The following is a 15,092-nucleotide window of genomic DNA, read 5'->3' as shown; positions in this document are numbered from 1 at the left end:
CGCGCATGTGGCATCAGGGCGCCGCTTCGGAACGACGCCCAGCGCCCGCAACCGCCTCAGAGCGACAGCGATGCGCCCGGCAGCCGGACCTGCTGCGGTAGCTCAGTGGTAGAGCACTCCATTGGTAATGATGTTTACCAATGATGTGTCATATCTCTGGTTGTGAATGGCACCGTCCTAAAGGTGTCTGATTTGGAATAGGCCGTTGTAGCTCAGTGGTAGAGCACACCATTGGTAATGGTGAGGTCGGGAGTTCAATCCTCCCCAACGGCACCAAATCTCCTTCCGTACGCCCGCTAAAGGGCACCAACTTTGGTTGTTGGCTGTGACAGGGTGTGTGACCGATTTGTGCCACGACGTGTGCCAATCGGGATTGATCTAGCCGGGTGTAAGTGGGGCATATAAAGCTGATCGCTTATCCAATCATGCCTCGTCCTAGCGGTGAAAATCTGACGCTTGGTACCCCCCGCGAATTGCAAGAGACGACCCCGGTGCGGACATTTCGTTGGCGACCCATCGGAGAAGTTCGGCGGCGTCTGTGCCGAGGGGCCACGGGACGATACCAGCTCGGGGAGCGCCTTCCGCGAACGGCTCAACTGACAATGGTAATCCGACGGGCCGTTCCTTATGATCCAGCTCAAGGGTCGGGGGACGATGCGCATGTGGTTCTACACCGTTTGGCCCTTCATTGGGTTGGGTGGGGCGATTGTAATTGTGGCCATCCTGCTGACCACAGATGTCTTCCGGAGCAATCCCAAGGTGTCGCGCTGGCGTGATCCGGCGTGGCTGGCTTGGCTCGCAGTGCCGCTGTATTGGCTGCATCAGTTCGAGGAATACAGCCTGCCTGTGATGGGCCTCGACTACTCCATTCAGGAAATGATTTGTCAGAAGCTTGGCTTTCCGCCCTATCCAGCCTGCCCGATCCCACTGGCGTTCTACCCGGTCGTAAACATCGCTTTGATGTGGTTTGGGGCCCCACTGGCTGCGTATCTCTTCCGTCGCAACGTCCTCATCGGCCTTAGTTTCTGGGGGCTGCTCCTCGCCAATGGGCTTTTGCACACTGCTGGCGGCATCATGGCGGGTGCTTACAATACCGGCCTCTGGACGGCGGCGGTCCTGTTTGTGCCGCTGTCGATCTGGGTCATCTACGCCTCCGCGATCCGTGGGCCCTACAGTGGCAAGGTCGTGGGCGTGGCTTACGCCGCTGGAGCCGTCACCCATGCCCTGCTTTTCATCGACTACGGGTTGTTTAAGGCTGGCGTGATCGGGAGTGTCGGCCTGCTGATCTTTGCCGCCGTGATCGGTTTCGCGCCGATAATCTTGGCGGCCGTCGCAAGCCGTTTCTTCAAGCGGGAAATGCTTCGACCAGTTCCAAAGCAATAGTTCGTGGGCACAAGCGTCCACTCACCACCCTGCGGCCTTCGCTGATATTCTCACCCGGTTGCTTAGGCGGGGATGCAAGATGAATTACGTTCGGCGGAACTGGTACTTACTGGGGTTGGTTCCTGCAACCTTCATGGCAGGCTGGCTGGCATGGGGGTGGAACGACATAACTTGGTTGCAGAAGCTCCTAGCGTTGAACTTCATCGTTCTGATGCTGCATGAATTCGAAGAGTATTACTGGCCCGGCGGATTTCCGTGGATTTGCAACGAGGTGTTGATGCCCAAGGCAGGCGGTCCCCCCGACCGCTATGTCCTCAACCAGAACAACGCCGCGTTCGTCAACCTGTCGGGATGGATGTTCTATCTTGTGCCGGTGTTGATGCCGAATGTTATCTGGCTGGGCCTGGGCCAAGTTCTATTCGGCCTGGTCGGCCAAGTGATCGTTCATGGCGTGATCATCAACCGCAAGCTGAAGACATGGTACAATCCGGGTTTAATGGCTGTCATCCTCGGCCATGTTCCAATAGGCATTTTGTACATCGTGGAAGTCGCTGGCCAAGGAACGGCCCAATGGTGGGACCTGCTCTTCAGCATCCTCTATCTTGGCTTTTTCGCAGGCATATTGATGCAGCGGATTGCTTTCGGCCCGCTTGCGAGCCCCACGTCTCAGTACCCGTTTTCGGCTGAGGAGATGAACAGGAACGACCGCGAAGGACGCCTCCGCCGTGCCGGGATCGAGCCCCGTCCGTTCGGAGATCAGATCGCCCGCAATGCATTCGCCGGGCGCGGCGCTTCCGCTCTCCACTCGTAGCGGCTGTTGCCGGCGGGTACCAAGCGTCAGATTTTCACCGCTAGGACGAGGCATGATTGCCAGAGGCGAACTGATTGACATAGCCAGATAGGCATTCAACCAGCGAGTGGAACTGTGCCAACTCACAGCGCGAATGTTGACACAGGGTGTCACACCTCGCGTTTTCTCGACGCCAAAATATAAACGAAATCAATCATGTAGCAACTTAAGTTATGCGTGCTACTTTCGAGAATTCCATTGGTAATGGAGAGGTCGAGAGTTCAATCCTCTCTCGCAGCACCAGCTTCTCCTATCTCGCATTCCTGTATTCGAGCGCCGCAGGGCAGGTCTTATACGGCTGTGGCGGCCGAGCCTGGGCTGCCTTTTCCCGGCGTAAAGACGATCTCCATCTTTTGCCGCCACATGGCGGGAAACGACGACGGAGCTCGCCATGCCCAAACGCATCATTTCCTCGGACCGCGTCTACAAGGGCCGGCTGCCCTTCGCACAGGCGACAGTCGCCGGCGATTTCATGTTCGTCTGCTGCATCGGCACCGACCGGGACGGCAAGCTCGCCGTCGGCGATCCGCGGCGCCAGACCCAGCAATGCATCGACAACATCAAGGCGCTGCTCGAAGAGGCCGGCGGGAACCTCGCCGATGTCGTCAAATGCACCGTCTACGTCACCGACCGCGCTTATTGGGAACCGATGAACGAGGTCTATTTCGCCAATTTCGGGGAAGCCTCACCGCATCGGGTGTCCTGCATCGTCAACGGCCTCGGCTCGCCGGACTGTATCGTCGAGATCGATGCCACCGCCTATCTCGGCGAGAAGGCCTGAAAGGCCCGGCGGCGCGCCTTCAAGGCGGATAGACACGTAGCCGGTCTTCGTTTGCGCTCAGCGGGCACCGGCCGCGCGCAACATCTGCTCGATCTTGGCATAGCCGCGGCTGCGGGCATGCCGGAGCGGGGTGACGCCGTCGCGATCGGCCAGGTTCACATCGGCTCCGGCGGCGATCAGGTCCTTGACGATCTGCTGATGCGCCGGCCCTCCGTCACTGAGGATGATCGCCTCGAGCAGCCCGGTCCAGCCGAGATTGTTGACGTGGTCGACGGCCACGCCGGCCGCGAGCAGCGTGCGCACCGTCTCGACATGGCCGCGCTCGCAGGCCGGGATCAGCGCCGTGCCGCCATAGCGATTGGTGCTCTTCAGATCGGCTCCGTGAGACAGCGTCAGCTTGAGGATGGCGAGATGGCCGCTCGCGCCGGCATAGAGGTATGGGCTGTCGTTGATGGCGTCCTTCGCGTTGACGTCCGCTCCCGCCTCGATCAACGCCCTGGCGGCGTCGATGCGGTTTTCATGTGTGGCGACGAGAAGCGCCGTGCGGCCGCGCGCGTCGCGCCCGTCGATGGCGGCGCCACCGGCGAGAAGGCGCTTGATCGCCCCGACATCGTCGCGGGCCGCAGCGGCATGGAGGCTGGTGGCGGTCATGGTCTGTCCGAAGGCCATCTGCGGGCAGAATGCCAGCAGGAAAAGAAAAGCGACGATCTGCGACGGTTTGGACAATCCTTGTCCCCCTGGATGCGCGGACGGCATCGCGATGCGAGACGACGCCACCTTCAAATAGAACGTCACCCTTCATCCCAAAATTAAATATCCGGATGCTCTCCAGTGGCTTTGCGAATGGAGCACGCTGGCCGCAAGCTCGCTCTGTCCATCAGGCGCGGCGAGCCGGGATCATAATCGCGCCGGATGCCGCGACCACCAAAGCGAGTCCGAGCCAGTCTGTCGGCGTCGGCCGCTCGCCTAGCAGCAGCACCGAGCCGAGCACGCCGATGGCCGGAACCATCAGCGTGCCCAGGCTGGCGATGCCAGCCGGCAGCCGCGCCACCACCGTGAACCACAGGAAATAGGCTAGCGCCTGTGCGCCGACGATGTGGAAGCTCAGCGCCGCCAGCACGCGCGGCGAGAGCAACTTCGGCACGGGCACGCCCTCGAAGACGAGCATGCCGACACCGGCGACGAGGCCGCCGATCAGCAATTGCCAGGCGGCGATCGTCAGGGCCGGGGCAGAGACCGGCCAGCGCTTGGTCACGATCGTGCCGAGCGCCCAGCTCACCGCCGCGAACAAGGCGAGCATCAGGCCGAAGGAGAGCTGGCCGGCGGCGATCAGCGGCAGGCCGAGGCAGAGCAGGCCGGCGATGCCCAGCGCGAGACCGGCGAGACGCCTGGCGTCGAACGCTTCGCCAAGGACGAGGCGGGCGAGCAGCGTCGCCCAGATCGGCATGGTGAAGGTCAGGATCGCGGCGCGCGATGTCGGCGCCGCGAGCTGCGCGAAGGCGAGCAGCACATTGAAGGCCGCGATCGAGAGAATGCCGGCGATAACGAGGCGCAGCCATTGTCCGCGCGGGACGGCGAGCGGCACGCCGCGCGCCAGGGCGACCGCGACGAGCACGAGGCCAGCGAAGCTCATGCCGGCAGCACGCAGAGTCCAAGGTGCGATCTCAGTGAGCGAGATGCGGACCGCGGGCCAGTTGAAGCCCCAGAGCAGCCCGAGCAGCGGGACGAGCAGCAGCGCCCGGCTCGGGCCGAGCCCCGGCCCGGTCAAGCTTCGAGGCTTTCGAGCCCGCACCATTCGGCGACGAAGAGCGCCATGGTGCCGGTGATGCGCTTCAGCGAGGCGAGGCTGACACGCTCGTCGAAGGCGTGGATGTTCTCCGAGATCGGGCCGTAGCAGAGCGCCGGGACCTTGTCGTAGAGCGCATAGACGCGGGTATCGAGATAGCCCGCCGTCATGAAGCTCTTCAGCGGCTGGCCGGTCGCGGCGGTATGGGCGCGACCAAGCACGGCCTCGGCTTCGCTGCCGGGCTCCAATACGTAGCCTTCCGCGTAGAAGCCGTTGAAGCCGACGCGTGGCGGGTTGTTGGCCAGGAACTTGTCGTTGCGGGCAAAGGCCAGCACGCAGGCCTCGATCCGCTTGGCCAGTTCCTCGGCGCTGACGCCGGGATAGAGGCCGATGCGGCAATCGAGCCGGCACCAGCACGGCACGGAGGAGGCCCAGTCGCCGCCCTCGATCTTGCCGACGTTCAGGTTGATCGGATGGGCGACATCCTCGAAATGCGGCCGGCCCACCTTCTCGCGGTTGAGCTCCTCTTCCAGCTCGCGCAGCGCAGCGATCACGCGATAGGCCGCGTCGATCGCGTTGGCGCCGGCGCCCATCTCGCGCACATGCACCGGCTTGCCGCGCACCTCGACCTGGAACCAGAGCACGCCCGTATTGGCGCGCACCAGCATCTCTTCCTCGGGTTCCGGGATCAGCACGGCATCGGCACGATAACCGCGCAGATGCGTCATCAGCGCGCCGTTGCCGGTCGATTCCTCCTCGACCACCGACTGCACATACACGGTCGCGGCCGGCTGCATGCCGATGCGCCTGAGCGCATCGAGGCAGGCCAGGTTGGCCGCGTGACCGGCCTTCATGTCGGCGCCACCGCGGCCATAGAGCCAATCGCCCTCGATGACGGGATMGAAGGGCGGATGGGTCCATTGATCGGCCGGGCCGGTCGGCACCACGTCGACATGGGCCTGGAGGATGAGGGAGCGGCCCTTCTCCTCGCGCGGATGGTGAATGCCGACGACGATCGGCGCATCGGAATGCGTATCCGAGAAAGGCGCGCCGCCAGGATGGGCCGCGATCGCCTCGCGGTCCATGGCGAAGCGGTCCATGGTGAAGCCGCGCTGCTTCAAAGCGCGGAAGACGAAATCCTGAACCGTGTGTTCCTGCCCGCGCACGGAGCCGAAGCGGATCAGCTCCTGCGTATAGGCAACCTGCTGGTCGAAGCCCGCCTCGACGGCGGCCAGGATCTTGTCGCGAAGGGCGGGATCGAGCGGCATGGGCAGGCTCCGGCGCAGGGTGTCGCGGCCCGGACGATCCCAGCCGCGACGATATCTCGATTAGTGCCCGAAGCGCCCGCCGCCCGGCACTGCCGCCAGCAGCTGCCGCGTATACTCGTGCTGCGGGTCGGCGAAGAGCGCGGCGGTTGGGCYGGTCTCGACGATGCGCCCGCGCTGCATCACCGCGATGYGGTCGCAGATCTGTGCCGCGACGCGCAAATCGTGGGTGACGAAGAGAATGGCGAGGCCGAGCCGGGCCTGGATGTCCTTGATCAGCTTCAGGATCTGCGCCTGCACGGAGACGTCCAGCGCCGAGACCGCCTCGTCCGCGACCAGCACGTCAGGCTCGAGCGCGAGCGCCCTTGCGATGCCGACGCGCTGGCGCTGGCCGCCGGAGAATTCATGAGGATAGCGATCGATCGCATTGGCGGAGAGGCCGACGAGCTCCAACAGCTCCTTCGCCCGCGCCAGGGCCTCCCGCCGCGACGTGCCATGGGCGACGGGGCCGTCCGAGATGATGCGGCCGACAGTCTGGCGCGGGTTGAGCGAGGCGAAAGGGTCCTGGAAGACCATCTGGATGCGCTTGCGCTGGCGGCGCAATTCGCGCGCGCTCAACTCGGAGAGCACGAGATTGCCGAGCGCGATCCGGCCGCGATCCGGCTCGATCAGGCGCAGGCAGCAGCGCCCGACGGTCGATTTGCCGGAACCGGACTCGCCGACAAGGCCGAGCGTCTCGCCGCGGACCAGCGAGAAGGAGATGTCGTCGGCCGCCTTGACCTCGCGCGCGACGCCGAAGAGCGAGCGCTTGCGATAGGTCTTGCCCAGCCCTTCGACGCTGATGACCGGCGCGGTGTCCGGCAACGGCGGGAGCTGCGCCGGCGTCAGCGAGGGCACGGCGGCGAGCAGCTTCTGCGTATAGGGGTGGCGGGCCGCACCCAGCACCTGATCGGCGGTGCCCTCCTCGACCAGCACGCCCTTCTCCAGCACGGCGATGCGGTCGGCGATCTCGGCGACGACGCCCATGTCATGGGTGATGAAGAGCACGGCGGTGCCGTGGCGGTGGCGCAGATTGTCGATGAGCTTGAGGATCTGCGCCTGCGTCGTCACGTCAAGCGCCGTGGTCGGCTCGTCGGCGATCAGGAGCTTGGGCTCCAATGCGAGCGCCATCGCGATCATGACACGCTGGCGCTGGCCGCCGGAGAGCTCGTGCGGATAGGCCTTGGCAAGGCGCGGCGGATCGGGCAGGCCGACCTCGGTCAGAAGATCGATGGCCCGGGCTCGCCGCGTCGCCCGGTCGTGCAGGCCGTGGGCCTCGAAGGTCTCGACGATCTGGTCGGAGATGCGCATGACCGGGTTCAGCGAGGTCATCGGCTCCTGGAAGATCATGCCGACCTCGCGGCCGCGCACATCCTGCATCGCCTGTTCGTCGAGTGCGAGGAGATCGCGGCCGGCGAGCTTGATCGCTCCGGCGACGGGCTTCACCGCCTTGGGCAGCAGGCCCATCACGGCATGGGCGATCATCGACTTGCCGGAGCCGGATTCGCCGACGACGCAGAGTGTCTCGCCCGGCTGGATGGTAAGCGAGATGTTCTCGACGGCGTGGGCGCGGTCGGCCATCGCCGGCAGCGCCAGCGTCAGCCCTTCGATGGAGAGTGCGGGCACGGTCATTCGCGCCCCCGTGCGAGGCGCGGATTGAGCGCGTCGTTCAGCCCCTCGCCGGCGAGGTTCAGCGCCAGCACCGTCAGGAAGATCGCGAGCCCCGGAAAGAAGCTGATCCACCATGCATCGAGCAGGCGCGTGCGGCCGGCGCCGACCATATAGCCCCAGCTCATCAGGTTGGGATCGCCCAGCCCGAGGAAGGAGAGCGAGGATTCGAGCAGGATCGCCGAGCCGATCATCAGCGAGCCCATCACGATGATCGGCGCGATGGTGTTCGGCAGCACCTGGCTGAAGATGATGCGCGGGGTCGACTGGCCGATGGTGACGGCCGCCTGGACATATTCGCGTGATCTCAGCGAAAGCACCTCCCCTCGCACCAGCCGCGCCACCGGCGGCCAGCTCACCACGCCGATCGCGAGCACGATCGAGCCGAGCTGCGGCTGCAGGATCGCGACCAGCACGATGGCGAGCGCGAAGGAGGGAATCGTCTGGAAGAACTCGGTGAAGCGCATCAGCGCATCGTCGACGAAGCCCCCGGCATAGCCGGCGGCGGCGCCGAGCGGCACGCCGATCACCAGCGCGACCAGCGTCGAGACCACCCCGATCATCAGCGACACCCGCGCGCCATGGACGAGGCCGGCGGCGAGGTTGCGGCCGAGCGTGTCGGTGCCGAGCGGGAAGCGCTCCATGGTGAAGGGCGCGAGGAAGGGCCGCGCCACCGGGCGCCATGGCGATTGCGGATAGAGCGTCGGCGCCAGGATCGCGAAGGCGACCACGGCGAGCAGGATGACGATGCCGATGACGGCGCCGCGATTGCGGACGAAGCGCTTGAGGAAGTTCATCGCGACCTGCCTCCAGAGCCCTCATCCTGAGGAGCGCCGCAGGCGCGTCTCGAAGGATGATCCAGCGTGTTCCGGAGCCTTCTGAAGCATCCTTCGAGACGGCCCTGACGAGCCTCCTCAGGATGAGGGCTGAGGAAAACCGACATGAAGGCCATCATGCGTTCGCCTCAATGCGCGGATCGGCGATCCGGTAGACCAGATCGGTGAGGATGTTGAAGCCGACGACCATGGCCGACGAGATGAAGAAGACGCCCAGCAGCACGGAATAGTCGCGCTGCACCAGCGCATCGAACATCAGCCGGCCGATGCCCGGCCAGGCGAAGACGGTCTCGGTCAGCACGGCGCCGCCGACGAGCTGTCCGGCCTGCAGACCGGCAAGCGTCACCACCGGCAGGATGGCGTTGCGCGCGACGTGCCGGCGCCAGACGCGGGATTGCGAGACCCCCTTGGCGCGGGCCGTCTTGACGAAGTCGGCACCGGCCACCTCCAGCATCGAGGCGCGCATCATCCGGGCATAGAGCGCGGTGAAGAACAGGCCGAGCGTCAGCGACGGCAGGATAAGGTGCTGGGCGATGTCGAGCGCCCGCGCCAGGCCGGTATAGTTCGCGCCGATGGTCTCATAGCCGACATTGGGGACGAGGCCGAGCTTCAGCGAGAAGACGATCTGGCTCATCAGCGCGATCCAGAACAAGGGCGTCGCGTAGAAGATCAGGGCCAGCGTGGTGATCAGGCTGTCGGACCATTTGCCGGCCCGGCGCGCGGCGAGCGCGCCCATCGCCGTGCCGACCACGAGCGAGACGAGGAAGGCCGCTCCCGTCAGCAGCAGCGTCGCCGGCAGGCGTTCCATGATCAGGTTCAGCACCGGCTGCTGCTGGCGATAGCTGAAGCCGAGATCGAAGGTGAGATAGCCCTTCAGATAGATCCAGAGCTGGGTCAGGAAGGGCTGGTCGAGGCCGAAGCGGGCGCGCAGCTGCTCGAGGAGCTGCGCATCGGCAGCCCCGGCCTCACCGGCGAGCACCTGCGCCGGATCGCCCGGCGCGGCGCGGATCAGCAGAAAATTCAGCACGGCGATCGCGAAGAGCACGAGAACGCCCTTCACGAGCCGGCCGGCGAGGAATTGTGCGAGATTCATAGGGTCTGGTCTTCAGCTCTCGATCCTGCTCGCCGGTCATCCCGGGCGGAGCGAAGCGAAGACCCGGGATCCATGCCGGAATGGTTCAGGCATGGACCCCGGATCAGCGCGACTTCGTCGCTTGTCCGGGATGACGGCTCTGCTGCGAACCTTCCCCGTCACTCCTTCCAGGCGTCGCGGAAGCCGTCGTTCACGCCGATGCCGGTGGTGACGAGGTTCTTGACGTTGCAGCGATAAATGGTCGGGAAGTCCATCTCGAGCAGCCAGAGCACCGGCACATCCTCGACCAGGATCTTCTGGACCTTGGTGTAGAGCTCTTGCCGCGCCGCATCGGTCGATGCGATCGCCGCTTCCGCGAAGAGCTTGTCGACCTCGGGGTTCACATAGGCGCCCTGGTTGCCGAACGGATTGCCCTTGACGATGTTGGTCGAGATGTAGTTCCGGGCGACGCCGATCGCGGGGTCGCCGAGCTGGTAGAGGAAGTTGAAGGTCAGGTCGAAATCGCCGTTCGAGGCCTTCTGGGTCCAGCCGGGAACGTCGGTCGTCTCGATCGCGACGTTGATGCCGGCATCGGCGAAGTTCTGCTTGATCGCCTCGGCCCAGCGGCTCCAGGTCTCGCCATAGGGCAGCGCCAGGATCTTGAGCGGCTCGCCCTTGTAGCCGGAGGCCTTGATCAGCTCCTTCGCCTTGGCGACGTCGTAGGTGTATTTCGGGACATCGGCCGAATAGAACCTCGTCTTCGATGAGATCGGGCCGGTCGGCAGCTTGCCGAGCCCATCCCAGACCACATCCTTCCCGAAGTCGCGATCGATCGCGTACATCATGCCCTGGCGGAACTGCTTGTTGGCGAGCGGCCCGCCCTTGGCGATGTTCACGGTGAGCCAGGCATGGGGCGCGAACATCTCCCAGCCCTTGGTCGTCACGCAGCTGTTGGGCAGCTTGGCGAGGCGCTTGACGTCGTAGACATCGACCGATCCGCCGGTCAGCACATCGACTTTGCCCGTCTCGTAGGCAACCGCGCGCGCGGCTGCATCGGGAATGATCTGCCAATAGATTTCGTCGAGGCTCGGCTTGTCCTTCAGCCAGTAGTCCTCGTTCCGCACGAGGTGGATGTAGGAACCTTTCTTCCATTCTTTGAGCTTGTAGGGGCCGGTGCCGATCGGGGTGTTGTTGGCCGGGTTCGCGCGATAGTCGCTGCCGTCATAGATATGCTTCGGGATCATCGGCGCTGAGGCGACCTCCTGCGTCATGACCATCGGGCCGAAGGGCTGCTTCAGCGTGATCTTGACGGTGAAGTCGTCGACCTTCTCGATCTTATCGACCTGGGCGTTGACGATCGGACGCCAGCGCGGATGGACGTCGCGCAGGAACTTGTCGAGGGTGAAGACGACGTCGTCGGCGGTGAAGGGCTTGCCGTCATGCCACTTCACGCCCTCCTGGAGCTTGAAGGTGTAGACCTTGGCGTCCGCAGAGACCTCCCAGCTCTTGGCGAGGGAGGGCTGCGGATTGAGCTTCTCGTCATAGCGCAGCAGCGATTCGTAGATATTGCCCGCCACCATGTTGGTCGGGCCGTTCTGATTGAGGCCCTGCATCAGCATCGGCGGCTCGGGCTGGACCACGACATGCACCGTGCCGCCCTTCTTCGGCGCCTGGGCCTGCGCCACGCCGAGCGCAAGGAGCGACGCCGCCAGCGCCAGCCCTAATTTCAACCCCGTCATCCTGCGCGTCATCTGCCTGTCCCCTGCCTCGTATCGAGATCGTATCGTTTGTATCGTGTCGCGTAAGCGATGCCATCGCACCCGATCATACGTCTCTTGGCAAGCTCCGCGCCAACAGAACCAGCAGGTCAGCGGATCATGCTCGCCAGGGCATCGCGCATCGAGGTGCTGGGGATACCGAACAACCCCGCATAGTGCGTCTCGAGATCGGTGATCACGAACATCACCGTCGAGATCGAGACGATGCCGATGGCCAGCATGATCGCCGCGAGGCGCTTGGGCGGAATCTGCAGGCCGAAACTCAGGAAAACCAGCATCAGCCAGAAGGTCAGGATGCTCGAGAACAGCGGCGAGACGGGGCCACGGACGTCCTCGATCACATCCCAGCGTCGCTGCTGGAGTTGCAGATAGGCCGACCTGCATTCGGCGGCGAGATTGACGTGGAGCGTATCGGCGGGCGACAGGCCGTTGATCGTGCGGCCGATGCGGTTGACCAGCGCGCTGAGCGACATGTCCTCGCCTTCACGGGCCATGGCGGCGGTGTCGGGATAGGACACCCCGGTCGGCTTCGGCTCCCGGGGCCATGTGCTGGCGATGACCGCGGCGGTGTAGCTTCGCAGGTCGAGACGGATGGGCGCGGCATCCGGGCCGTAGCTGCGCAGGCATTCGTCGAGCTGCGCGAGCTGGGCTGCATCGGCGTTGCGATCGCGATAGGCCTTGTCGAAAGCCGCCTTGACGTTGGAAAGCTGGAGGCTGAGCACCAGCGCCGCGAAGGTGACGAGAAGGCTCGTCACCAGCCGCAGGGCCTCCATGGTGCGCTCTGACAGATGCTCTTCCGGCAGCCAGCCGCGCAGCTTCACGCCGAAGAAGGCGCTTGCGCTCAGCAGGGCGCAGAAGGTGAGGGCCGCCAGCGTCTCAGCCATGGTCGCGGTCGCTCCGGACGGTGCGGGCGCCCGCACATCGGCACAGAGGGCTGCCGATGACGAACCGTGTCAATATCGAGCGCCAGCGAGATCGCCCGCCCTTGAGCGAATCCGCTCAGCGGGCCTCCTCGACATAGGTCGCGACGAAGCGGACGAGCTCGCTCTGGCGGGCCGTTCCCGTCTTGGCGAAGAGACGCTGAAGATGGGTGCGTGCGGTTGTCGGGGCGATGCCGAGCCGCTTGGCGGCGATGATGGTGTCGAGCCCTTCGACCATGAGCGCCAGCATGCGCTCCTCCGTCGGCGTCAGCCCGCAGGCCTCGCTGACCTCCGCCACCTTGCGCTCAATCGCGCTTTCGGGGTCGTCCACCGTCAGGACGAACAGCTCGATGCTCGCCAAATGCACGGCATCGATCGCGACCTGGCGCCCGCAGCGCAGGGCGAGCGGCAGGCGCGTCTCCCCGGCCACGGCGCCCGCCCGGCAACGCTTCATCCAGACCTGGAGACGCGCCATGAAATCCTTGTCGCAGGCCGTGAAGCGATCCGTATCGCCAAGGCCGTCGCAGGCGAGCGCCGCCGCGCCGCGATTGCCGAAACGCATGTTCAAGCCGGCATCGATGACAAAGACGGGTTTCGAGGCCGTCTCCGCGTCTTCCGGCATTTCCCGGCGCGGTGGCGGCGGCGTGTAGGGAGCCCTGCCGATGATCGAAACATGGAATGACATCGCAATACCCATCCCTGCAATCCTTGGATCGCCGCGTATCCGATGCGGGGAAAGCCCCGGAGATGCGCCTCGATTTCCATTCGTCGCGCGGAGGCGCGGAACGGTTCAAAGCCCTTGCAGATTTTGGAATGGGATTGGACTTCACGCAGGGGTAACCACGCCGGCCGGTTCAGACCTTCAGCGCGAGCCGGTAAGTGTAGGTATCGCCCCGGAACAACCCCTCGACATATTCGAGCATCTCGCTCTCGGCGCCATAGCTGCGTCGCTTGATCAGCAGGCAGGGCACCGGCTGCCGGAAACCGAAGATCGTGCATTCCTCTTCGGTCGGCGCGGCGGCTTCGATGGTCTGGTCGCAGCGCATCAGCGGATGGCCGAAACCRGCGAGCGTGGCATAGACCGAGCCCGTCAGGTCGGCCTTGGCCAACTCCGGCGCGCGCTCGAGATTGTACCAGGCGACCTCGCGCGACATCGGGATGCCGTCGCCGGAGCGCACGCGGACGAGCTTCAGGAAGCTCGCGTGAGACGTCTCCCCGAAGATCGAGGCGATGGAACGGTCGTTGACCACCGCACGCTCCAGAATCAGTGAGGACGGCACCCGGCCAAGCTCGCGCATTTCCTCGGTGAAGCCCTTCAGCCGGTCCATGCCGGAATGCAGCCGAGGCCCCGGCCCCTGCACGATCGAGCCCAGACGTCCCTGCGCACTCAACAATTTACGCTGTCGCAGCGTATTATAGGATCGTTGTACGGTGGTGCGGCTGATGCTGAGCCGTTCGGCGAGTTCGCGTTCGGCCGGAAGGGTCATGCCGGGCGGCAGGACTCCATCGCCGATCAGTCGCGCCAACTGATCCTCAAGCTGCTGATAAAGCGGCTTGGCGGTATCGCTGCGCAGTTCCAGAAGCTCCTGGAACGGCCGCTTGGGAATTGGAGGCTTAGGCGCTGTCATCGGTTGCATGATCGTGACACAACCCGCGTAGCAGTTCGTGGCTAGGAAAATCAAACCCTATGCTCGATAAGTCGATCTTCGTTCTCGGAAGCTTCGTCCTCGCCTGCTCGGCGAAGGTCGGGCGTTTTCCTCGCCCGGGCGAATCCATCACCGCCGAGCGGGTGACCATCGAGCCCGGCGGCAAGGGTATGAACCAGGCCATCATGGCGCGCCGTCTCGGTGTCGCCGTCGATGGGCTGATGGCGGTAGGCGACGATCTTGCGGCCAGCTTCGCCGTCCCGGCGCTGGAGCACGCCGACCTGCCGGAGACCATGCTCGTGCGCATCGCGGGCCAGACCGGGAGCGGCGTCGCCTTCATCGATGCAACCGGCGAGACCAGCCTCGCCATCGCCTCCGGCGTCAATCTGGCCCTTTCGGCCGCCCATGTCCGGGAGAAGGCGCGGGCAATCGAGGGCGCGGCTCTGGTCGCAGCCCAGTTCGAGATCGCGGACGCGCCGATCCGCGAGGCCTTCGCCCTGGCGCAGCGCGCGGGCGTGCCGACCCTGCTGAACCCCTCCCCCTTCCGGACGATCCACGACGATATCCTGGGCTCGACCTCGATTCTCATCGTCAACGAGACCGAAGCCCGCGGCCTCGCGGCGATGTTCGGCTGGGATGAGGATATTGCAACACCCCCGCGCTTCATCGCTGAACTGGGCCCGGCGATCCTGGAACGCGGCCCGGGGCTCGTTGTGCTGACCCGCGGCGCGGCAGGCGCCATTGCGGTCATGGCGGATGCCGAGCCTGTTCTGCAGCCCAGCTTTCCCGTCGATGCGATCGACACGCTCGGCGCCGGCGACGCGTTTGCCGCGACGCTCGGTGTCCGCCTGGCCGAGGGCCTGCCGCTGGCCAAGGCGCTACGCGATGCCGCCGCCGCCGGCGCGCTGACGACAACACGGCACGGCGTCTTCGATGCCCTGCCTTCGTCCGACGAGATCGCCGCCGTCACCGATTTCCAGACCAGCTCGATCGCGCAGAAAAGCGCGTAAAAGTTTGGATTGTTTTTGGACTTTTCGTCACCCGCCCATACTGCTAACCTGCGCGCCG

14 protein-coding genes and 1 tRNA gene are annotated in these 15,092 nt (G+C 64.8%); 5 read left to right on the top strand and 10 right to left on the bottom strand.

All coding sequences use genetic code 11. The annotated features are described in order from the left end of the window. The first annotated feature begins 201 nt into the window (after positions 1–201). From AC1DVA_RS00455 to AC1DVA_RS00440, 4 genes are all read left to right on the top strand, one after another. Positions 202–276: transfer RNA gene (locus AC1DVA_RS00455), tRNA-Thr, on the top strand. Between the two features lie 384 nt (positions 277–660). Beyond that, positions 661–1,383, top strand: a complete 723-nt coding sequence (locus AC1DVA_RS00450; RefSeq protein ID WP_476804610.1) for an HXXEE domain-containing protein — start codon at positions 661–663, stop codon at positions 1,381–1,383. 79 nt (positions 1,384–1,462) lie between these two features. Beyond that, the gene (locus tag AC1DVA_RS00445) at positions 1,463–2,194 is read left to right on the top strand and encodes an HXXEE domain-containing protein (protein WP_476804609.1); all 732 of its coding nucleotides are present in this window, start codon (positions 1,463–1,465) and stop codon (positions 2,192–2,194) included. 430 nt (positions 2,195–2,624) lie between these two features. Beyond that, positions 2,625–3,014, top strand: coding sequence for a RidA family protein (locus AC1DVA_RS00440; RefSeq protein WP_265051984.1), 390 nt, complete (start codon positions 2,625–2,627; stop codon positions 3,012–3,014). Positions 3,015–3,071: 57 nt separating this feature from the next. On the opposite strand, the gene AC1DVA_RS00435 is transcribed toward AC1DVA_RS00440, so the two are convergent. The 10 genes from AC1DVA_RS00435 to AC1DVA_RS00390 form a co-directional block, all read right to left on the bottom strand. Then, positions 3,072–3,683: an ankyrin repeat domain-containing protein gene (locus AC1DVA_RS00435; RefSeq protein WP_442865059.1), complete on the bottom strand. Its 612-nt coding sequence runs from the start codon at positions 3,681–3,683 to the stop codon at positions 3,072–3,074. 208 nt (positions 3,684–3,891) lie between these two features. Continuing rightward, positions 3,892–4,782: a DMT family transporter gene (locus tag AC1DVA_RS00430; protein WP_476804608.1), complete on the bottom strand. Its 891-nt coding sequence runs from the start codon at positions 4,780–4,782 to the stop codon at positions 3,892–3,894. Further along, entirely contained in the window at positions 4,779–6,068 is a 1,290-nt protein-coding gene (locus AC1DVA_RS00425; RefSeq protein WP_476804607.1) for an ArgE/DapE family deacylase, read from the bottom strand. Before AC1DVA_RS00425 ends, AC1DVA_RS00430 begins: the two co-directional genes overlap by 4 nt. Positions 6,069–6,128: 60 nt before the next feature. After that, a complete protein-coding gene (locus AC1DVA_RS00420; protein WP_476804606.1) occupies positions 6,129–7,736 on the bottom strand; it encodes an ABC transporter ATP-binding protein in 1,608 nt (535 codons plus the stop codon). Beyond that, positions 7,733–8,569: an ABC transporter permease gene (locus tag AC1DVA_RS00415; protein WP_331489860.1), complete on the bottom strand. Its 837-nt coding sequence runs from the start codon at positions 8,567–8,569 to the stop codon at positions 7,733–7,735. The genes AC1DVA_RS00420 and AC1DVA_RS00415 overlap by 4 nt, the downstream gene beginning before the upstream one ends. Positions 8,570–8,723: 154 nt before the next feature. Next, a complete protein-coding gene (locus tag AC1DVA_RS00410) occupies positions 8,724–9,701 on the bottom strand; it encodes an ABC transporter permease (protein ID WP_265051980.1) in 978 nt (325 codons plus the stop codon). Between the two features lie 158 nt (positions 9,702–9,859). After that, the gene (locus AC1DVA_RS00405) at positions 9,860–11,431 is read right to left on the bottom strand and encodes an ABC transporter substrate-binding protein (RefSeq protein ID WP_476804605.1); all 1,572 of its coding nucleotides are present in this window, start codon (positions 11,429–11,431) and stop codon (positions 9,860–9,862) included. Between the two features lie 116 nt (positions 11,432–11,547). Next, entirely contained in the window at positions 11,548–12,342 is a 795-nt protein-coding gene (locus AC1DVA_RS00400; RefSeq protein ID WP_476804604.1) for a bestrophin-like domain, read from the bottom strand. A 115-nt stretch (positions 12,343–12,457) separates the two neighbouring features. Continuing rightward, positions 12,458–13,063, bottom strand: coding sequence for a helix-turn-helix transcriptional regulator (locus AC1DVA_RS00395; RefSeq protein ID WP_476804603.1), 606 nt, complete (start codon positions 13,061–13,063; stop codon positions 12,458–12,460). 169 nt (positions 13,064–13,232) lie between these two features. Then, positions 13,233–14,006, bottom strand: a complete 774-nt coding sequence (locus AC1DVA_RS00390; protein WP_476804602.1) for a GntR family transcriptional regulator — start codon at positions 14,004–14,006, stop codon at positions 13,233–13,235. A 59-nt stretch (positions 14,007–14,065) separates the two neighbouring features. Between AC1DVA_RS00390 and AC1DVA_RS00385 the strand changes: the two genes are divergently transcribed. Next, positions 14,066–15,034 (top strand): PfkB family carbohydrate kinase, encoded by a 969-nt coding sequence (locus tag AC1DVA_RS00385; RefSeq protein ID WP_476804601.1) that lies wholly within the window; start codon positions 14,066–14,068, stop codon positions 15,032–15,034. Positions 15,035–15,092: the final 58 nt, after the last annotated feature.

The sequence above is a fragment of the Allobosea sp. P4_C6 genome, assembly GCF_056402015.1.
This window is presented reverse-complemented; position numbering and strand designations above follow the sequence as displayed.